A 19,184-nucleotide genomic window follows, 5' to 3' on the forward strand; every position below is an offset into this window, starting at 1 on the left:
AGCAGGAAGGAATATTATGGTAGACAATAAGATAGAACTCCGCAGCGAGAAGGTAAGGCATATTATTGGCGAGATACCATCAAGGATTGTTCGTTATGGTATCACGATTATCACCATTGTGATATTGGGACTGCTGACAGGTGCATACTTTATCCCTTATCCTGAGACCATCAGTGCAAGGATTGAGATGGCAGACGAACATCAAGGAACAATAGACATTCCCTATAAATATGTGAATTGGGTAACAAAAGGAATGACGGCAAACATAGAATTTGAGGGCTACGATGCAGAAACCTATGGAGTTGCTAATGGTGTAATAACAGCCACATCGCATTTGCCCCTACAAACGGCAGAAGGTAGCGTGTTCACGGTACAGGTAAGGATAACGGCTTGCAGGTATAAACTCGTCAGTGGGATGACAGGCACTGCTTCTGTACTTGTAAGCAATGAAAGCATACTTCAAAAGATTATCCAAAGAATAACAAACATCATATAACTTCCTTTTTAATCGTAATAAAGCGGTGAAAAAAGGAAGGCAGATTTAGTTTATTGCTGTCCGCTAAAACTCAAAAGAGCATAAATATTCCGCCCGAAGTCCTTTTAATTGGTACTTCGGGCTTGTTTTTCAAATATTACTGTCCGCTAAACTTTTGGGTAAGATACAAATTTAGGGCCGACAGTTCTCACGAAGTATCAGCCCTTTTTACGCGAGTTCGGGATAAGAAAATCTTTAGAAAAGTTCCATTTGCCTTGATTTCTCTATGTGTACCGGCAGGGCTTCCGGCTTATTGTCAAAGAAACAATAGGTTGTAAGAGCAGAACACAAATTCATGATGAAATTATGTATTGATCGATGCCGTGAATGTACAAGGTCAGCCTATTACCAACTTTTTAAGATTTTTTTTATCTCGAACTCGCGTAAAAGGTCAGCTATGGGCATGCAAAAGGTCAGCTATGACGATGTCATAGCTGACCTTTTGATTACCGTTGGCTATCTTGTTGATTCACAACACGATAGGCGATTCGTCCCAAGCGTTGTCCGTCAGCCCTTATTTCAGGCATTTATCGAGGTCGGCAGTTATGGCCTCACGGTCGAGGTCCTGACCGATGAAAACGAGTTTCTGCATCCGGTCGCCGTAGGGTTCTTCCCAATCCTTTTGCAATCCAGGGTTCTTTTTCATGAACTCGCGCAGCTCAAACTCCGGCATGGTTGCGTACCATTGTCCCGCATTGCGCATGCTCACCTGTTTTCCGGCCTGTTCGAAAACGTAACAGATGTCTTGTTCGCTGTCGAAGTAGGTCAGTCCCTTGCAGCGGATGACGTTCTTGGGCCACTTTCGTGCCACGAAGTCATCGAAGAGGTTGATGTCGAACGGGCGTCGGCGATAATAGACAAACGTTTGGATGTTGTATTCCAGCGCCTCGCCACTTTCTTCGTTGTGCAGGTGGTCGTGGTCGTGGTCCCCGTCATGGTCGTGATGGTGGTGGTGTTCGTGGTGATGGTTCTCCTCTCCCTCGATGGCCGCAATCCATGAGGCTGATGTGGCCACGTCGTCGAAGTCGAATATTCCCGTGCCGATGATTCTTTCGATTTCGACATCACCGTAGTTGCACTCTATAATCTCCGCCTTCGGCTGCAATGCCCTGATGATGGCCTTCACTTTGCCCAGTTCCTCGGCAGTCACGTCAGCCGCCTTGTTGAGCAATATGATGTTGCAGAATTCTATTTGCTGGATGAGCAGGTTCTCAATGTCGTCCTCCTCAAGGTTCTTGTTCAGCAAATCGTTGCCGGCTGAGAACTCGTCGCACATCCGTCGTGCATCCACCACCGTCACGATGGCATCGAGCTTGGCCCGTCCCTCCTTGGCCATGTCGGGATACATCTGCGGATAGACGTTGATGGTCTGCGCAATGGGGGCTGGTTCACAAATGCCGCTGGCCTCGATGACAATGTAGTCGAACTTGTTCATGCTCACTATGTCGCTGAGTTGTTTCACAAGGTCAACCTTCAGCGTACAACAGATGCAACCATTCTGCAAGGCCACGAGCGAGTCGTCGCTCTGATCGACCACCCCTCCTTTCTCAATGAGGCTGGCATCGATGTTCACCTCGCCAATATCGTTGACTATCACTGCGAATTTCAGTCCTTTTTCGTTGGCCAGAATCTTGTTTACCAGTGTTGTTTTGCCACTTCCCAAATAGCCCGTCAGCAAGAGTACGGGTGTTTCTTTATCATTCATTGTTGTCTGTTTTTAAATTGATGGACCTGCGATGATGTGATAACCATTCGGCTATCGTGCAAGTCTTTTCAGATGTACAAAGATACAATAATTATGCCAAATGATGCATGGCAGAAAGATTGTTTTTTTACTTTTTGGCAAAATATGTTCGTTATTTCCCGATTTGGCAGCAAATTTGCAGACAGAGCATGACTATCGTGCGAACGGAAGTCATGCTGCGGACGGGCGGATAGCCGTTGAATGTGCCATTTTGGATATCAAATCAAACTCTCAACAAATACTAAACAACGAGCCAATCCTGTTTTAGGAACAACAGATGAATACAATTTTTATAAAAATAAGACCATAATGATGGCGGCGACGCTCACAGCAACGACACTGACATCGTGCGGTACAATCGGCAACATCTTGGGTTCGGTAATCGGTTTCGTAAAGGTGGCGCAGCTAATTATCATCGGAATGTGGCGCCATCAGGACCCAGTCATGGAATAAACAATTTTTCTTCACTTTTCTTTGGAGTTTGTTTTTCATGTATTAACTTTGCAGTTGGCAAACAAAGTCGCATAGTCCACATGGCGAAGCTAATGCCCCACATCGACTTTAAACACACCTCATGCTGAAATTGCTCATCAAGCTATGGCTCATACAGAAGCGCCGCAACTTCAAGTGGCGGTCTTTCTTCCTCGCATTATACGTCTATGCGATGCTTGGGCTTGTCGTTCTCATGACGGTGATTGAGTCAGGAATCAACCTTGGCGGAGAGATGGACCGAGTGGAGTGGACTCTTGTCGTGCCAGTCATGGCGGCGATAATCATGCCGGTTGACGTTTTCGGAAAACTTCTCTTCAAGCACGACACGGCATTGATGGACGCATTCCTGAAAACAAGGCCGATCGACAACAAGTCTTGGAACCGTTTCATCCTCGTTTCCAACTTTTTCAGTTTCTGGAATCTCTGCTGGGCGCTGCCACTGGGCATCGCCGGCTTCTTCGTCATGCCACACTTGCAAGCCCTTTTGTCAGCCATGCTCTTCCTGATGGTATCGATGGTGAACGGATTGACGGTCACAGCATTGCGGAAAGCACAGGGATGGTCGCCGAAACTGCCCCTCATCGGCGCATGGCTGGTGTGGTTGTTCGTGGCGTGGGGCTATGCTCTCAACCCGATGGGGTGGGTATGGCTGGTCCATCTCACCATTTTCATCGTGCTTTGCATCGCCTCTCTCACGGGACTCATGGGCTATATGGGCTCTCTTCGCAGTTATAACGAACAGAAAACGCACAACGGCGACGTGTCGGGAAAAAGCCTTCGCTCGCTCTACGCACTCGAATTCCGAGCCTTCTTGCGCACAAAGAGACTGCGAAAGCATGCCCTCCTGTCGTTGGGATTTGTCCTTCAGGCCTATATTTATGCACTGGACTATCCCTCATCTCACCACGAACTGGCGCATTGCATCATGATTCCGCTATCCATCATCAGCCTATCGGTGTTCTATCTGCAATTCACTTTCGCCATAGAGGGCAACTTCTTCGACGGATTGTGGACCAAACCCGTTGCCGTGTGCGACATTCTTTACCGCAAGTACTATGCCGCCATGCCGCTGACGCTCGCCGGAACGCTGTCGATGCTGCCCACTTGCATTTTCTTCGGTGTCCCACTGCTGCTGATTCTTAGCTCGACACTGTTCGGTATCGGACTGGGCAACCTCATTATGCTCACCTATTGCTTCAACACAAAGCGCATCGACCTCTTCGACGGTGGCTTTATCAACACACAAGGGAGTAAATTCTCGGCCAGTGCCTTTGCCGTCGCCATGTGTACGATGCTTCTTCCACTTGTCCCACTTTACTTCTTGGAGGCCGACATCATCTATATCATCTATTCGGTGTGCGGAATTGTCGGACTGATGGGCCACCGAAACGCCATCAGATGGATGGCACGGCGATACGAAAGCAGACGTTACGCACACTTTGAGCGCTACCGCGAATGACGGTCAGTGAGCTACAGTCCGTCAATCATTCAACCCTTTACATGCAAAACCTGACCCTATGGAAATCAAAATCGAAAGTCTCAAGAAAATCTACGGAGACAACACCGTGATAGACATCCCCGACCTCACACTGAAATCAGGCGAACTCATCGGTCTTGTGGGAAACAACGGCGCAGGAAAGACGACCCTCATGCGGCTTATTCTTGACCTGATAAAGGCCGACGATGGGCGAGTGCTCTCCGATGGCAAAGCGGTGACCGACGATTACTCATGGAAAACATACACTGGCTCGTTCATCGACAAGCGATTCCTCATCGACTTCTACTCGCCGGAGGAGTTTTTCGACTTCATCGCTGAGGTATATGGCATCGACAGCAACGCTTTGTCGCACCGTCTCGAAGCATTCATGCCGCTGATGCGCGATGAAATCATGGGAACGGGCAAGTATATTCGCAACTTTTCGGAAGGAAACCGACAGAAAATAGGCATCATCGGCGCCATGCTCATTCATCCAAAGATTCTAATCCTTGACGAACCGTTCAACTATCTCGACCCTTCGTCGCAGATAAACATATCCCGTCTCATCCAAAAAGTCAACAAAGAGCACGGCACTACAGTACTTATCTCAAGCCATAACCTGAACTTCATCAGTGAGATATGTGACCGAATCCTCCTCATGGAGAAGGGAATCATCGTGAAAGACTTAGAAAACAACGACGGCTCGGCAGAGAAGGAACTGCAAGACTACTTCGAGCGTGGCTGACAGATCACCCCTCGGCATTCCATTTCTCAAATACCAGTATTTTATTCCCCCACAAACAACATTCCATATCTCCAGCCTCAGACACCATTGTCATTGCCTCTACCTCCTGCCACCTAATCCCTGACGATGTCGCCACCGAGCGACCACAAATCAAGAATAATCATAAATAGGATGGAAGCAGAGTTGCACGATAAATTTTTATTTATTATATTTGCAAACTGTACGAACTTTAAAAAGATTATGACAGACAAACAACTCTCGCTTTGGAAAGATATCAAAGCCTATTTCGACATGTCGAACGACAAGGATCGTGAAGCAGCAATCATAGAAGGCATTACGGCCACCATCTCTTTCAGGGGCGCCAACCTGTGGATTCTCATCTTTGCGATATTCATAGCCTCGCTCGGGCTGAACATCAACTCAACGGCTGTCATCATCGGCGCCATGCTCATATCACCGCTGATGGGCCCTATCCTCGGAATAGGTCTGGCAGTGGGCATCAACGACCTGCCACTGTTGAAGAGGGCAGGCAAAAACCTGTTCATCGCCTCCATGATCGGCATCATAACGGCCACCATCTACTTCTTTCTCACCCCGTTCAAAGACACCCAGTCTGAGCTCTTGGCTCGCACTGCGCCAACTATCTATGACGTTCTCATAGCCCTCTTTGGCGGTGCCGCCGGCATCACGGCGCAATGTGCCAAGGACAAGGGCAACGTCATTCCCGGAGTGGCCATCGCAACGGCACTCATGCCACCGCTCTGTACGGCCGGTTACGGATTGGCAACTGGCAATCTGGCTTACTTTGCCGGAGCTTTCTTCCTTTATTTCATCAATACCGTTTTCATTACCGTGGCCACCTACATCGGGGTACGCCTCATGCGCTTCCACCAAACTGAGTTTGCGGATGCTGCCCGACGAAAGTTCGTTCACCGAGTGATAGCCGCCATCGTCATACTAACCATGATACCGGCCGGAATGATGACCCTAAACTTGCTGAAAGACAGCCTGTTTGAGCGCCAGCTTGGACTTTTCGTAAAAGAAAACCTGAGGTTCAAGGGAACGGAAATCGTGGCTAAGGACGTCATCAACGATAGTACACTCAAGGTAGTTGCAGTAGGAAACGCCATCAGCGAAGAGCAGATAGCCAAGGCACAGACGCAAATGAACAAGTACAGTGGCCTAAAGGGCATCCATCTTGAGATAATACAAGGCATGCAGCCAGACAGTCTGATTGCATTGGAGGAAGAAATGGGATTCATTCGGCCTAATACGCAGGACAAGGTGTCACTCATTCAAGAACAATCACTTGAGATTGAGAAACTCAAGGAGGCGGTAACGAACTACCAGCGCTACGACAAAGCCACCAAGGTGCTGCGCCCTGAAATAAAGACGCTCTATCCGAATGTGCGCTCACTGACGCTAACACCTGTCAAGGAGATGCCAATCGACACTCTGCCGCCACGAAAATACGTGCTGGCACTGGTGAAATTCGCACCGAAATACAAGCAGTCGGAAAGCGAGCGGCAACGAATGAAGGAATGGTTGAGAGCCCGCACCAATAGCGACAGTCTTGTTTTGGTGACAACCAAATAATGACGGGTATATTATGGATATGGAAAGACTTTTTAAATAGCAGTTTACAGATTACGGTTTAAGTGATGATTTAGATTGATAAACCAGCTGTTATTGCAAAATATTTTCGGATTAGCATTGCGACAAGCAAGCTATCACAATGTAAAAGGTCATGTATTACCACACGAAAGGTAAGCTTTCGCAAGGCAATAGGTGACCTTTTATAGTGCCATCTATAATCATTTGATATTCAATACTTTGCCAACAGAGCTCCAAAAGCCGAACTTGTCAATATTTTTTACTCCGTTGTTCAAATCTATACGACAATCGTTTGTTCAACAGTAGATAAGATTCTGATCTGCAAGTACCCAGCCTCGTCATTCGGATGAGTACCCAAGATGTGAGAAAAGCCCATTTCATCGAGACATCAACCGAAGAGCAGACGGAGCGCTTCCTCAACTTTCGCAACAGGATGGATGCCAATCTGGAACTTTCCCTTGAGTCCTTGCGCATTGTTGCGTGGTATGATAATATGCTGAAAGCCAAGTTTTTCGGCTTCAGAGATACGCTGTTCTATGCGGTTCACCGGCCGCACCTCGCCACTCAGTCCCACTTCGCCGGCCATACACCAGCCCGCCTCGATGGGAGTATCGACATTCGAGGAGAGAACGGCCGAAATAACGCTCAAATCCATGGCCATATCGGTGATGCGTAGTCCGCCAGCAATGTTGAGAAACACGTCTTTCTGCATCAGTTTGAAGCCCACACGCTTCTCAAGCACGGCCAACAGCATGTTCAGACGTCGCTGGTCGAAGCCCGTGGCCGACCTCTGGGGTGTTCCGTAGGCAGCAGACGACACCAAAGCCTGCGTTTCGACGAGGAAAGGGCGCACTCCTTCGATGGCACTCGATATGGCCACCCCCGACAGATTGTCGTGCCAGTCGGTGAGAAGCAGTTCAGATGGGTTGCTCACTTGTCGCAAACCATTCTGTTGCATCTCATAAATGCCCAGTTCAGAGGTCGAGCCGAAGCGATTTTTGATGCTCCTTAAAATGCGGTACATATAATGTTGGTCGCCCTCAAACTGTATAACGGTGTCCACAATGTGCTCCAACACCTTCGGTCCGGCTATCGACCCCTCCTTGTTGATATGGCCTATCAGCAACACCGGTATGCCACTTGCCTTCGCCAGTTGAAGCAACGCAGCCGCACACTCACGTATTTGAGCAATACTTCCAGCACTACTCGCAACGGTTTCTGTAGCAACGGTTTGTATTGAGTCAACTATGAGCAATTCAGGCTGAACTTCCTTGATGCTGTCGAATATCTTTTCAAGCGAGGTCTCTGACAGGATGATGATGTTTTCGGCGATATGGTCTGCAAGTCGCTCCGCTCTCATTTTTATCTGCTGAGGACTTTCCTCGCCACTGACGTAGAGCACACGGCGATCGATGTGGAGAATGGTCTGAAGGGTCAGCGTACTCTTTCCGATTCCGGGCTCGCCGCCGATGAGCACCATGCTTCCGGCCACCAGTCCGCCACCAAGCACACGGTTCAGCTCGGCATCACGCATGTCGATACGCGACTCCTCATGATAGGAAACTTTGCTGAGCGGCTGCGGAGCGTTCTTTCTGGCTACTCCAAAGGTGCCCCGTGTCAGTTTTTCGCCGATGTTTCGCCCCGTGTCGGCCTTGATACGAAACTCCTTAAACGTGTTCCACTGTCCGCAATTCGGACATTTGCCAATCCATTTCGTACTTTCCTGTCCGCAGTTGTCGCAGACGTATGCTATCTTATCCTTCGCCATAATACGACAAAAGTAAGAATAATTTTCTTGGTTACAAAATTTATCATTAATTTTGCATGATATGAGAAGATATAAATACTTGTTGCTCGTTGCCGTTGTGTTGCTGTCTGCATGCGGAAAGTCAGAACAGGAGAAGGCATTGCAGAGGCAAAAACAGGTGCGCGCTGACCATGAAGCCTACGAAGCCGCCTTTAAGGTGGGCGTTATGCCCACGATGGACTGTCTGCCTATTTATCTATTGAAAGACAGTTTGTTATACGATACGACTAAAGTAGATATTAGACTACTATATTATACTGCGCAGATGGATTGCGACACAGCCATGCTGCGGCGTCGGGTGCAAGCATCGACAACCGATTTGTTTCGTGCCGAGAGGCTGAAACGCAGGTATCACGTGCCGTTGGTGTACCTGACGGAGACCAATGCCACATGGCAGCTGATCGCTAACCGTAAGTCGAAAATCAAAAAGCTCGCCGATCTGAGCGACAAGATTGTGGCCATGACCCGCAACTCCATAACCGCCTATCTGACTTCGAAGGTCATCAAAGAGGGAAAGCCTAAGTATCAGGTGTATAAAGCTCAAATCAACGACGTCTTCGTGCGGCTGAAGATGTTGCAGAACGATGAGATTGATGCCATTTGGGCCACCGAACCACAGGCGACACAGGCCTTGGTATGGGAGAATAATGTGCTTTACAACTCCGCAGAGGATGCTTTCGCACCCGGAGTGATAGTTTTCGTCGGCGAATCGGACATTAACAAGCAAGAAGAGTTTCAGAAAGCCTATAACAAAGCTGTTGACTTAATCAATAAGAACGGCGCGAAGTATTATTCGGCGCTGATTTGCAAGTATATGAAAGTCGATGAGAGGGTGGTGAAATCATTGCCTAAACTGACTTACAAGCGCATCATTTCGCCACGACCGGCAGACATTATGAAGGCACAAGGTAAATGAATGTAAAACAAAGCAATAGATTTATACATTAAAGTAGTAAAACAACAAAAACGATAACAGATTGAACGCAGAACAAACCATCAACGAGACACTGGAAAAACTCGACATGTCGCGACTGGGAGAGGCAATATCGCTTCTCAAAAACTTGTATTACGGGAAGGCTTCGCTCATCGGACACGAAGAGTTTCTTGCCATTGCCCACGACTACGACCTCATGTGCGACTATCATCTCCGTGGTTTCGTCGATCCACAACGAGAGACGCTCTACAAATCCTTACTGCAGCGACTTTATCGGGTGGTCGCCGACCTCGACATTAGTTGGCGATGCAAGAATAAAACCACTTATGTGAATGCCTTTCGCTCAGCCGACAGACTCAATATGGCGCACGGCTTCCTGCGTTCGGTACTCGAAAATTTTGTCTCTGAAGTGGCTTTACTCTCCCTTGAGCCAGAAACGGTTAGACAGACGAAGATGGAAGAAATCTACGCACGTCACCAGACGTTCGTCGATCGCTTGTTCAATTCCATCCTCGTGTCATGCCAATGGACCAACTCTGACGCTGATTTCTATGCTGAATTGCTCACCTCACCGACCATCGATGCCAATGACCAGCAGGTGATTGTCAGTGCCATCACGTTGTCGGCGATGAATGTCTATGACCTGAACAAGCTACGGGTGCTTGTCGATGTCTATGCGAAAGCCAGTGAGGAGGGTGTCCGCCAGCGGTCGTTGGTGGGCTGGGTGCTTGCGTTGGGCGACCATCCGATGTTCGGAGATGAGCAATCGGCCCTCATTGAGGGATTTTTCCATCAGGAAGAAGTGCTCCACGAGCTTGTGAGTCTGCAGATGCAGTTCTTCCATTGTATGGATGCAGAGCGCGATAATGACAAAATACAACGCGATATCATGCCCAACCTTGTCCAAAACTCAGGTTTGGACATCAGTAGGTTCGGCATCAGCGAGAAGGAAGACGACCCAATGGAGAGCATTATGCACCCCGACGCCGACGAACAGAAGATGGAAATCATGGAGGAGAACATCCAAAAGATGATGAAAATGCAGGAACAGGGGTCCGATATCTATTTCGGCGGATTCCGACAGATGAAGCGTTTCCCGTTCTTCAATGACCTTTCCAACTGGTTTGCGCCATTTTTCGTGCAGCATCCCGGACTGATGGAGGTCACAAGGAAGCTCGGCGACACGCAGTTTCTTGAACTTCTGCTTGAAAAAGGTCACTTTTGCGAGTCCGATAAGTATTCGCTGGCGCTCGCCATGTCATCAGTTATCAGCAAATTGCCCGCCAACATGCTTGAGGTACTGAAGTCTGGCGACACGATAGGTTTCGGAGACAACAAGGAAGTATCGGATAAGCCGACCTACTTGCGCAGAATGTATCTGCAAGACCTCTACCGCTTCTTCCGCATCAATCAGCAACAACGCAACGATTTGTCAGATCCCTTCACGGAATCCATGAACAGTAAGTCATTTTTCTTTGTGAATGAGGCATTTAATCCCTTTCTCATTGAGAAGCAAATGTTGAGCGTCGCCCTCTTTCTGAACAAGTATAAGCATTACGATCATCTGCATTCGCTCCTCGCTTGCTTTGATTCGGAAAGCGTGAACTTCAAGATTTTGAAAGCCTACGATGCAGTTCGGAACGACGATCTCACAACGGCCTACGAATGTTTCGACTGTGTTTTGGACAAGGAACCTTACAACGAGTGGGCGTTGAAGGGCATGGCGAATCTCAATATGCAGACAAAAGCATTCTCAGAGGCCATCGAACATTACGAGAAGCTCATGGAACTGCAGCCCGAAAAGAAGTTCTATGCCATCAATTACAGCCTTTGCCTGATGTTTTCAGACCGCAACAAGGAGGCATTGAACAAGCTTTACGAGCTGAACCTGAACCATCCAGACGACAAAAGCATACTAAGGGTGCTGGCATGGGTGCTCCTCTGCGACAAGAATGCCGTGAAAGCGCAAGCGATTTATGGTCAGTTGCTGGCCGACGGTCCCGTTTCGGAGGATTATCTCAATGCCGCCTATGCGCAATGGATAAGCCGAAACATCGCCGAAGCTCGCGATTATTTCAGGAAATGGCAGGAGCTGGAGCCCCAGAAGGACATCATGATCGAGTTTTTCAATGACAATTCCATGCTCATCGCTAACGGAATCACACCCACTGACCAACAGTTGATGCTCGGCTTGGTGAACGACCGTCGTAACAGCGGTGAGGAATTGTTGTCGTGAAGATGAGACATGCCGCGCCGTTGCTGACCGTTTTCACGACAGCCGATGGGTGATGGCCGAGGCATTGACAAGCCATTGCGCCCTTTTCACGGGCCACCCAGTTTGATTTTCCTGACTTTCCGCCCCTCATTTCAGAGCCACTGTACATTAATATCGCAACTTTCCATACATAAACATACAATTATATGAACATAAGGACTTTAACTTCGGTAGGCGAAGCCGAAGGAATGGGATTCAGTTTGTCGCACGTTGTCACCACGATTCCTGTGTCGGATTATGCAAAAGGGTACAGAGACGTAGAGCGGTTCCTGAGCTTATGCAAGCAATGCCATAAGTTCGGACAGTCTTGGACCTGTCCGCCTTGCGAGTTTGACGTGGCCTATTACGTTGACAAATACAAGTATGCACACATCCTCGGCTCAAAGATGACATTCGACAAGGCCACCCTTGAGCAGACGACGACCGAGGAATCGGTGAGAAAGGTGTGCGATGACGCGATGCGTTTCGGACTCACCAAGGCATCGGCCTATCTGCGAAAATACGAGCGTCGGTCGCCCGGCAGCATCTGTTTTCTGGGCTCTCGCTGTCTGCTTTGTGGCACAAAACCGTGCACAAGGTTGGAAAACAAGCCCTGTCGGCACCCCGACGACGTGCGGGTATCGCTCGAAGCGGTGGGATTCGACCTCGGAAAGACCACCCAAGACTTACTGGGCATAGAGCTGAAGTGGGGCAAACGCGACCGGTTGCCTGAGTACATAACCCTCGTGACGGCCCTACTGACCAACGACAGCACACTAATTTTGGAATAAACACTCAACCGATGACTCTGACGACGGATTCTTTTCAGGACGATGTCTATAACATCGTGGCGCAAGTGCCCTACGGAAGGGTAATCACCTATGGCCAAATAGCCACGCTCATTGGCCGTCCGCAAAACGCAAGGCTGGTAGGCTACGTCCTTCACGGAGCAGCCGAAGCGTCAGGGCTGCCCTGTCATCGGGTCGTCAATGCGCAAGGGCGGCTCGTACCTGGCTGGACGGCTCAGCGCGGTCTGCTTGAGAGCGAGGGCATTGAGTTTCGGCTGAGCGGTTGCGTTGATTTGCATCGCTATGGGGTGATGGACGACTGGCTGGGCAATGGCGCATCGGCTCGTTTTCCCCTGCAAAAGTAGGGATATCCCCACAACTATTTAGGATTCCTCCCTTGCCGTTGTGGAATAATACCCTTACATTTGCATACAGAAAACAAGAGAAGAAGAAGTTGAACACATTAAATATATAAAGTTATGAAACGTCACTATATCATTCTATCAGCAGCCCTCGCAACGACAATGGGACTTACATCGTGCGGAACAATGTACCTTGAAGGGGGCGGATCAGCACCTATCTACTCTTCAAGCACAGTCTATGATGCTGGCTACGGCGTCGGTTACGATGCGAACTACGGTTATCCGGGAATAGCTTACGAGGATGCACGGCAACAGGCATACTTCCTTTCGGACAAAATGGCCTACGAACTCGGACTCTCCGACGCACAATTCGAGGCCATCTATGAGATAAACCTCGACTATTTGCTCAACATGCGGGGCGAAAGCTCAATCTACGGCGACTACTGGGCTCGACGAAACAGCGACATTTTCTATGTGCTTAATGCAAGCCAGTACAATTATTTCGTGAACATAGACTATTTCTATCGTCCGATTTACTGGTACGACAACAGCTTTGCGTTCAGCGTTTACGACCGATACAACAACCCACGCTACTACTACCGCTCACGCCCCGTCTATTACGACACCTACCGTGGCGGTCGCAACCGTCACCGTAACAGCTACTATGCTGGACGATTTGGCGAGCGTAGGGGACAACCCGTGGTGACAAACCGTGGCAGAAGCTGGGGAAACGGCAGCAGGCGCAACGTGGTGAAGACGCCTGTCAACGGCAACAACAACGGACGGCGCACCTATGGCAACCAGAAGAGAAGCTCATTCGACAACAGTCGCTCTTTCGGAAATGCCAATGACAACACCAACCGTAAGCCTGTCACCGTTCGTCCTGGACAACGCATACAGCCGAGCAACAGCGACAGCCGGTTCGGAGGTTCAAGAGGCGGAACGGTGAACCGACCGACGACTACGACAACGACGACCAATCGTCCGAAGAACAACAACAATAACTCGACGTTCGGTGCCGGAACGACTCGTCCATCCACAAACAGAACGGGCAGCAACAGCTCATTCGGCAACGGTACCACAAGAACCACCACGCCACAGCCAAGACCATCGACGCCAAAGAACAACGGTAGCTTCGGCGGACACAGATAAGAAGATAAACATAGCGAAACAAAGACAATGCGATTAACAACCATCAGCCGGTTCAAGGTGGTGGCAGCCATGTGCAAAGGATTCTTCAACGGATTCATATCGGGACAGATTGATGCACGGATGCCTGGCAAAACCAACCCTGAGCCACGAGAGATAAAACAGATAACAGCCGACAACTATAACACGTTGTCGGCTCATTTTGTGAACGTACTTTTTCCGATTCTCATCCGTCTGAACTATGACGACGCCGAAGCCGTTGCCGAAGACATGCGCAAACGGCGGTTCTCCGACTCGACATCGCCGAAGATTCTGCTGCGCTATGCCTGCGGATCGAGGCCTCTCTACGATGCTCTGACAGGCGAATACAGGCGGCAAATGGGGTCGTTGCTCAACGGACGGCTGCAACCTGTGTCGGCTTTCTTCGCCGAATACGATCGGGGTGACGGGCCGACAGACGAGATTCCCGTTGCGTTAGCCATCCGATCGGTGGTGAGAACCCTGATGCAGGCCTATGCCAGCGGACTGACGGCTGGCCGTTCGGAACTTCAGGCTCTCCACCAGACCACCGTTTACAGGCTGATGCTTCACGGAATGGTGGCCTTGCTTCACGACGAGCCTGTAGAGATTGAGGGAGACAACCTTGAGATGATATTCAGGCGCGTGGCAATGAACTCCGACAACTTTGAAACGCTCATGAACGAAATGAGCATGGCTCACCAAGACTTGTCGATGCTCTGACTGAACATCGTGCGACGGCTCACCGAACGGAGGGGACGACGGACAAAAACGCATCTGACAACTCACACATGAAAGAATAAAAGCATGGGAAGAAATAAATTTTCGGAAAAGGAAATACAAGAGATAGCGAAGTTGCTGCGACGCAAAAGTTCTGCCAACCGCTATCAGCAGAAGCTCATCCGCCACGACTTACGGGTGGATTACGAATTCAACATATCCGATTTCAATGAGCCGGGCAAGGCTTTTGGCGATGTGGAACTGCACGAGGCGGTAGCCCGTGGCGCAATAGAGATTCTCGACGAGGCGACCATTGCCGACATGAAAGCCAAGCGGGCGCGCGACAAGGCACGTGACGCGGCAGCCAGAGAGAAAGAGGCCATCGACAAGGGCGAGGCCACCGACTGGAAAGAAGCCATGAAAGAGTGGAAGAAGTGGGAGGACTCGGCGGCTGAATAAGTCCCAAATAACATCCAATATCCATCGTTTAAACTCATAGATACAAGCCTCTGATTATCAACATGATAGGGATTTGTTTTTAAAAGGTGAGCTTTCGCATGCCAAAAGGTGAGCTATGACCGTGCAAAAGGTGACCTTTTGCATGGCCGTTGATGAGCGAACGGAAACCGACGGTGAATTTTCATCGCCAATCTGTCATTAGTTGCACGTTCACGATTGGATGATAACAATATGGTTCACAGTCTTGTAGCATTCGTCTGTAGGCCGTTTCCCAGTCGTTCCCTCTTGGAAGAACGACAAAGATCTGTCCGTCAGTCAGATAAAACCACTAAAGGCACTCATGACCCGTTAAGGTTTATTTAACAAGAGATGCGATAAAGAAGGAATTTATTTAGGTGGTTATCGAAAAAAGTCATAACTTTGCACCCAGTTTTTCAACATCAATCATGAGCAGAGAATACAGAAGCAGACGGGAATGGACCCGTCGCTACATCAGTTTCGTTTTTATTCTTTTTATCATCGCATTCGGAACATCGCTCTCTATCAGGGCCAATCTGGGTTCGTCGCCCATCTCTGCTCCGCCCTACGTGCTGTCGTTAGTACCTGGAATGCCACTGACAATGGGCCAGTTGACCATCTGCATGCACGTGTTTTTCATCACTACACAGATAGTTTTGCTCCGCAAAGACTACGACAAGTTGCAGTTGACACAGATTCTCGTCAGCTTTCTCTTCGGATTCTATACCGACCTGACCATGTGGATGACAAGTTTCCTGCAAGTTCCCTTCACCATGAACCCCCTCATCGGCTATCCGCTCCGACTGGCCGAGCTGCTATTGGGCGGCGGACTGCTTGCTTTCGGAATCGCTTGCGAAGTGCGCTGCGACTCGTTGATGCTCGCCGGCGAGGGATTTCCACTCGCAATCGCTCAGTTCCTCAAGAAAGAGTTCGGCAAAGTTAAGATTTGCTCCGACACAAGTCTTGTCACCATCGGCGTTGTCTTCATGTTCGTGTTCTTTGGCTTCTGGGACTGGAAGCTAATCGGCATCGGCACGCTGATTTCGATGTTCTATGTGGGCTTCATGGTGCGGTTCTTCGCCCGACACATCTCATGGATCGACTACATTTTCATTCCTCATAGCGACAATTTGGCTTTGCAACGCCAACACGTTTACAAAGCCGATAAGCGGTAACACTTTGTTTTTCAAGCAATAAGCCCGACTCCCCAGAGCAAGACGGCATAGCGCAGGATCTTCCCGAATGAGATACTGAAGATGCTGATGGGCAGATTGGCGCGCGTTAGCCCAAGCACGATGGTGATGGCGCTACCGATGATGGGGAGAAAGGCGAAGAATCCCATCCACGCACCTCGTCCGGCCATGAACCGTCGGGCCTTGTCGAGCGACTCCTGCTTAACATGCAGGTATCGTTCAATCCATTCAAGGTTGCCAAGACGTCCCACTCCGTAGTTGAACATCGAGCCGAGGATATTGCCGATGCTGCCATAAACGACGAGCGGAGTGGGGTGGAGTCCGCCCGCCAGCAAACCGAGCATGACCGCCTCGCTGCTGAAAGGGAAGAAACTGCCTGCCAAAAAGGCGGCTATCAGCATTCCCCAATAACCGTAATCTAAAAGAAAATGGGTGATGATGTCCATAGGTTGAAAAGCAAAATGGCAATGGTTCCGAGGCCCAACACTTTGAAAGTGAGGTTACTCCATTTGGTATAGGTGAGTGCGAGGAAATGTCCGATGATGGGAGAGGTCGTCACGGTGATGATGCCCAGTAAGGGCTCATAGTGTTGGGGCTGAACGATTAGGAAAGCAATGGCCATCCAATCGACGTTGATAAGAAAATTATAAAGCAGCCGTGTACGGATACTGTCACTGCGTTTCTGCCGTACACAATGCACCGTACCAATGGCAGCGCAGACGATTAACCAGACTACAGTGATGATTTGATTAAGGGAAAGAATCTTATAGTCAAGCACTTGTCCGAATTGTCCAAGCGACTGAAAATGGCTGATGACCCTTTCTGGCTGGTTTGTCCAGATGAAATAGCCTATTAGAACAAGGTGGGGGAATACAATGCCGAAGAGTGAGGAAACGAAACTGCGAAGGCTCATCGCCAGAAGGTTCTTGCCGACCATCAGCCACAGAAGTGGCACGAAGTAAAGCGTCTGCACCCACACGACGCTGCTGCACCCCACACATAGGAAAGCATAGAAAATCCATCCCGGAGAACGGTTGTCTTGATAGCATCGGAAAGAGCAGGTGTAGAAACCGACGGTGCAAAGCACCACGATGGCCGCACGAAGATGGACGAAATGATACATGGCCATCGTTGCCAACAGTAGGAATGTGCACGAGATGATGCGGCTATAGATGCGGATGAGTGCATTCGCATTGTTCAGTTCCATCATCAAATAGGTGGAGAAAACCACACAGAGGAGCGAGGGTATCACCGAGATGTCGGTCAGACAGGCCATGACCCAAATGGAAATAGCCAACGGCGCTATGACAGGCAGCGACCATCGGCTTTCTGAAATCTTGTTTTGTATGCGCTTTCTTTGCATAATCACTCGCACCCGGCTGACCAAAAGCCAGGTAAAAACGTAGGGATGGGTGGGCGTTGGCTCATCCTAAAGGTCTTGTCCGATGTCCCTACGATAGTATTTGTCCTGAAATTCAATCTTCGCAGCTTCGGTAAAACTCTTCCGAAGTGCCTCTTCCTTGTCCTTTCCGTACGACGAAACCGCTATGACACGTCCGCCACTGGTCACAATCGAACCATCTTTCACGACCGTTCCGCTGTGGAATACAACGGAATCCTCAACCTTTTCAAGGCCCGAAATCTCATAACCTTTGACGTATTTCTCAGGATATCCGCCACTGACAAGCATCACACAGACTGCCGCACGCTCGTCGAACGCAATCGGTCGCTGGTCGAGGTCGCCTTGATCGACACCTTCAAACAGGTCAACGATGTCGCTCTTGAGACGGAGCATCACGCTTTCGGTCTCCGGATCGCCCATGCGGCAGTTGTATTCGATGACCATCGGATCGCCGTCAACATTGATTAATCCGAAGAAGATGAAGCCCTTATAGTCTATTCGCTCCGTCTTCAGTCCCTCAACGGTAGGACGGATGATGCGATTCTCCACTTTCTGCATCCACTCCGCTGTGGCAAAGGGAACCGGACTGACACTGCCCATTCCACCGGTGTTGAGCCCCGTGTCGTGCTCGCCGATGCGTTTGTAGTCCTTTGCTTCGGGGAGGATTTTGTAGTGCTCGCCATCGGTGAGCACAAAGACGGAGCATTCGATGCCGGAGAGGAACTCTTCGACCACCACTCTTGCGGAAGCGTTACCGAACAGGCCACCCAACATTTCGCGCAACTCCTTCTTCGCCTCTTCGAGAGTTGGCAGAATAAGCACCCCTTTGCCAGCTGCGAGTCCGTCGGCCTTCAGCACATAGGGCGCTTTGAGGGTCTCTAAGAATGCCAGACCTTCGGCAAGACTCTTGCTATCAAAGGTTTTGTAGGCGGCTGTGGGGATATGGTGTCGCTGCATGAAAGCCTTGGCGAAATCTTTGCTGCCCTCCAGTACGGCACCGGCTTTCGATGGCCCGATGATGGCAATCCTCTCGGTGCGCGAATCGTCCTTGAACGTGTCGTAAATGCCATTCACCAGTGGGTCTTCAGGGCCTACTACCACCATGTCAATTTGCCTTTCAATGGCAAAGTCTTTCAGTTTGTCGAATTCGTTGACGCCGATAGCAACGTTCTCGCCACAGTTTTCTGTGCCTGCATTGCCTGGTGCGATGTACAGTTTCTCACATTTCTTGCTTTGAGCAATCTTCCATGCGAGGGCGTGTTCTCTGCCGCCGCTTCCAAGAAGTAGTATTTTCATAAGTCGTTGACCACTGTTCAGCTGACCGTTGTTCAATGGCTGGCTGATGGTTGGTGGTTTATTGGTTGTTATTATATGATGATTCTGCGCACAAGTGATGACGGGTGAGGCAATTATTTTGCAGCCTCCAACTGTCCTCCGCTCCTATATCATGAACCAAGCGGTCAGCTCTCGCCA

The 19,184-nt window shown here is 49.6% G+C and carries 18 protein-coding genes and 1 pseudogene; 13 read left to right on the forward strand and 6 right to left on the reverse strand.

Annotation, left to right across the window (positions count from 1 at the left end; translation table 11 throughout):
- The first annotated feature begins 16 nt into the window (after window positions 1-16).
- On the forward strand, window positions 17-496 hold the full coding sequence (locus H515_RS0111790; RefSeq protein ID WP_025874996.1) for a hypothetical protein: 480 nt from the start codon (window positions 17-19) through the stop codon (window positions 494-496).
- A gap of 234 nt (window positions 497-730) precedes the next feature.
- Here H515_RS0111790 and H515_RS15170 read toward each other — a convergent pair.
- Together H515_RS15170 and H515_RS0111795 are read right to left on the reverse strand one after the other, a co-directional pair.
- Window positions 731-877: pseudogene (locus H515_RS15170) on the reverse strand (IS982 family transposase); the annotation flags it as partial.
- Between the two features lie 172 nt (window positions 878-1,049).
- Entirely contained in the window at window positions 1,050-2,240 is a 1,191-nt protein-coding gene (locus H515_RS0111795) for a CobW family GTP-binding protein (RefSeq protein ID WP_028901994.1), read from the reverse strand.
- Between the two features lie 240 nt (window positions 2,241-2,480).
- Between H515_RS0111795 and H515_RS14960 the strand changes: the two genes are divergently transcribed.
- The 4 genes from H515_RS14960 to H515_RS0111820 all read left to right on the forward strand — a co-directional run bounded on the left by H515_RS14960 (window position 2,481) and on the right by H515_RS0111820 (window position 6,589).
- Window positions 2,481-2,732 carry a hypothetical protein gene (locus H515_RS14960; RefSeq protein ID WP_211231993.1) on the forward strand — a complete coding sequence of 84 codons (252 nt, stop codon included), beginning with the start codon at window positions 2,481-2,483 and terminating at the stop codon, window positions 2,730-2,732.
- 121 nt (window positions 2,733-2,853) lie between these two features.
- A complete protein-coding gene (locus H515_RS0111810) occupies window positions 2,854-4,230 on the forward strand; it encodes a DUF5687 family protein (RefSeq protein ID WP_028901996.1) in 1,377 nt (458 codons plus the stop codon).
- Window positions 4,231-4,288: 58 nt separating this feature from the next.
- Window positions 4,289-4,993 carry an ABC transporter ATP-binding protein gene (locus H515_RS0111815; RefSeq protein WP_028901997.1) on the forward strand — a complete coding sequence of 235 codons (705 nt, stop codon included), beginning with the start codon at window positions 4,289-4,291 and terminating at the stop codon, window positions 4,991-4,993.
- Window positions 4,994-5,233: 240 nt separating this feature from the next.
- Complete coding sequence (locus H515_RS0111820) at window positions 5,234-6,589, forward strand: DUF389 domain-containing protein (RefSeq protein WP_028901998.1); 1,356 nt, start codon at window positions 5,234-5,236, stop codon at window positions 6,587-6,589.
- A 406-nt stretch (window positions 6,590-6,995) separates the two neighbouring features.
- On the opposite strand, the gene radA is transcribed toward H515_RS0111820, so the two are convergent.
- Window positions 6,996-8,375, reverse strand: coding sequence for a DNA repair protein RadA (radA, locus tag H515_RS0111825; RefSeq protein WP_025875000.1), 1,380 nt, complete (start codon window positions 8,373-8,375; stop codon window positions 6,996-6,998).
- A 61-nt stretch (window positions 8,376-8,436) separates the two neighbouring features.
- Between radA and H515_RS0111830 the strand changes: the two genes are divergently transcribed.
- The 8 genes from H515_RS0111830 to H515_RS13615 all read left to right on the forward strand — a co-directional run bounded on the left by H515_RS0111830 (window position 8,437) and on the right by H515_RS13615 (window position 16,291).
- A complete protein-coding gene (locus H515_RS0111830; protein ID WP_028901999.1) occupies window positions 8,437-9,330 on the forward strand; it encodes an ABC transporter substrate-binding protein in 894 nt (297 codons plus the stop codon).
- Between the two features lie 61 nt (window positions 9,331-9,391).
- Window positions 9,392-11,584 (forward strand): tetratricopeptide repeat protein, encoded by a 2,193-nt coding sequence (locus tag H515_RS13605; protein WP_051274788.1) that lies wholly within the window; start codon window positions 9,392-9,394, stop codon window positions 11,582-11,584.
- A gap of 185 nt (window positions 11,585-11,769) precedes the next feature.
- Window positions 11,770-12,393 carry a DUF2284 domain-containing protein gene (locus H515_RS0111840; RefSeq protein WP_025875002.1) on the forward strand — a complete coding sequence of 208 codons (624 nt, stop codon included), beginning with the start codon at window positions 11,770-11,772 and terminating at the stop codon, window positions 12,391-12,393.
- 11 nt (window positions 12,394-12,404) lie between these two features.
- Window positions 12,405-12,755: an MGMT family protein gene (locus H515_RS13610; protein WP_025875004.1), complete on the forward strand. Its 351-nt coding sequence runs from the start codon at window positions 12,405-12,407 to the stop codon at window positions 12,753-12,755.
- A gap of 114 nt (window positions 12,756-12,869) precedes the next feature.
- Entirely contained in the window at window positions 12,870-13,904 is a 1,035-nt protein-coding gene (locus tag H515_RS0111850; RefSeq protein ID WP_025875005.1) for a hypothetical protein, read from the forward strand.
- A gap of 27 nt (window positions 13,905-13,931) precedes the next feature.
- A complete protein-coding gene (locus H515_RS0111855) occupies window positions 13,932-14,642 on the forward strand; it encodes a hypothetical protein (RefSeq protein WP_025875006.1) in 711 nt (236 codons plus the stop codon).
- 84 nt (window positions 14,643-14,726) lie between these two features.
- A complete protein-coding gene (locus H515_RS0111860; RefSeq protein WP_025875007.1) occupies window positions 14,727-15,098 on the forward strand; it encodes a hypothetical protein in 372 nt (123 codons plus the stop codon).
- Window positions 15,099-15,544: 446 nt separating this feature from the next.
- A complete protein-coding gene (locus H515_RS13615) occupies window positions 15,545-16,291 on the forward strand; it encodes a YczE/YyaS/YitT family protein (protein ID WP_025875008.1) in 747 nt (248 codons plus the stop codon).
- 11 nt (window positions 16,292-16,302) lie between these two features.
- Here the strand turns inward: H515_RS13615 and H515_RS0111870 are convergent, their stop codons facing one another.
- From H515_RS0111870 to purD, 3 genes are all read right to left on the reverse strand, one after another.
- Window positions 16,303-16,755, reverse strand: coding sequence for a YqaA family protein (locus H515_RS0111870; RefSeq protein ID WP_025875009.1), 453 nt, complete (start codon window positions 16,753-16,755; stop codon window positions 16,303-16,305).
- Complete coding sequence (locus H515_RS0111875) at window positions 16,728-17,672, reverse strand: hypothetical protein (protein ID WP_028902000.1); 945 nt, start codon at window positions 17,670-17,672, stop codon at window positions 16,728-16,730. The genes H515_RS0111870 and H515_RS0111875 overlap by 28 nt, the downstream gene beginning before the upstream one ends.
- 66 nt (window positions 17,673-17,738) lie before the next feature.
- Complete coding sequence (purD, locus tag H515_RS0111880; RefSeq protein WP_025875010.1) at window positions 17,739-19,007, reverse strand: phosphoribosylamine--glycine ligase; 1,269 nt, start codon at window positions 19,005-19,007, stop codon at window positions 17,739-17,741.
- Window positions 19,008-19,184: the final 177 nt, after the last annotated feature.

Origin of the sequence: Prevotella corporis DSM 18810 = JCM 8529, assembly GCF_000430525.1 — a bacterium.
GTDB classification, from domain to species: domain Bacteria; phylum Bacteroidota; class Bacteroidia; order Bacteroidales; family Bacteroidaceae; genus Prevotella; species Prevotella corporis.

Bases quoted from the DNA above. Each gene is read 5' to 3' on its own strand.
- H515_RS14960 (WP_211231993.1), top strand. From the start codon at position 2,481: ATGTGCCATTTTGGATATCAAATCAAACTCTCAACAAATACTAAACAA.
- H515_RS0111870 (WP_025875009.1), bottom strand. From the start codon at position 16,755: ATGGACATCATCACCCATTTTCTTTTAGATTACGGTTATTGGGGAATG.
- H515_RS0111790 (WP_025874996.1), top strand. From the start codon at position 17: ATGGTAGACAATAAGATAGAACTCCGCAGCGAGAAGGTAAGGCATATT.
- H515_RS0111875 (WP_028902000.1), bottom strand. From the start codon at position 17,672: ATGCAAAGAAAGCGCATACAAAACAAGATTTCAGAAAGCCGATGGTCG.
- H515_RS0111830 (WP_028901999.1), top strand. From the start codon at position 8,437: ATGAGAAGATATAAATACTTGTTGCTCGTTGCCGTTGTGTTGCTGTCT.
- purD (WP_025875010.1), bottom strand. From the start codon at position 19,007: ATGAAAATACTACTTCTTGGAAGCGGCGGCAGAGAACACGCCCTCGCA.
- H515_RS0111860 (WP_025875007.1), top strand. From the start codon at position 14,727: ATGGGAAGAAATAAATTTTCGGAAAAGGAAATACAAGAGATAGCGAAG.
- H515_RS0111850 (WP_025875005.1), top strand. From the start codon at position 12,870: ATGAAACGTCACTATATCATTCTATCAGCAGCCCTCGCAACGACAATG.
- H515_RS0111820 (WP_028901998.1), top strand. From the start codon at position 5,234: ATGACAGACAAACAACTCTCGCTTTGGAAAGATATCAAAGCCTATTTC.
- H515_RS13615 (WP_025875008.1), top strand. From the start codon at position 15,545: ATGAGCAGAGAATACAGAAGCAGACGGGAATGGACCCGTCGCTACATC.
- H515_RS0111840 (WP_025875002.1), top strand. From the start codon at position 11,770: ATGAACATAAGGACTTTAACTTCGGTAGGCGAAGCCGAAGGAATGGGA.
- H515_RS0111795 (WP_028901994.1), bottom strand. From the start codon at position 2,240: ATGAATGATAAAGAAACACCCGTACTCTTGCTGACGGGCTATTTGGGA.
- H515_RS13610 (WP_025875004.1), top strand. From the start codon at position 12,405: ATGACTCTGACGACGGATTCTTTTCAGGACGATGTCTATAACATCGTG.
- H515_RS0111815 (WP_028901997.1), top strand. From the start codon at position 4,289: ATGGAAATCAAAATCGAAAGTCTCAAGAAAATCTACGGAGACAACACC.
- radA (WP_025875000.1), bottom strand. From the start codon at position 8,375: ATGGCGAAGGATAAGATAGCATACGTCTGCGACAACTGCGGACAGGAA.
- H515_RS0111810 (WP_028901996.1), top strand. From the start codon at position 2,854: ATGCTGAAATTGCTCATCAAGCTATGGCTCATACAGAAGCGCCGCAAC.
- H515_RS0111855 (WP_025875006.1), top strand. From the start codon at position 13,932: ATGCGATTAACAACCATCAGCCGGTTCAAGGTGGTGGCAGCCATGTGC.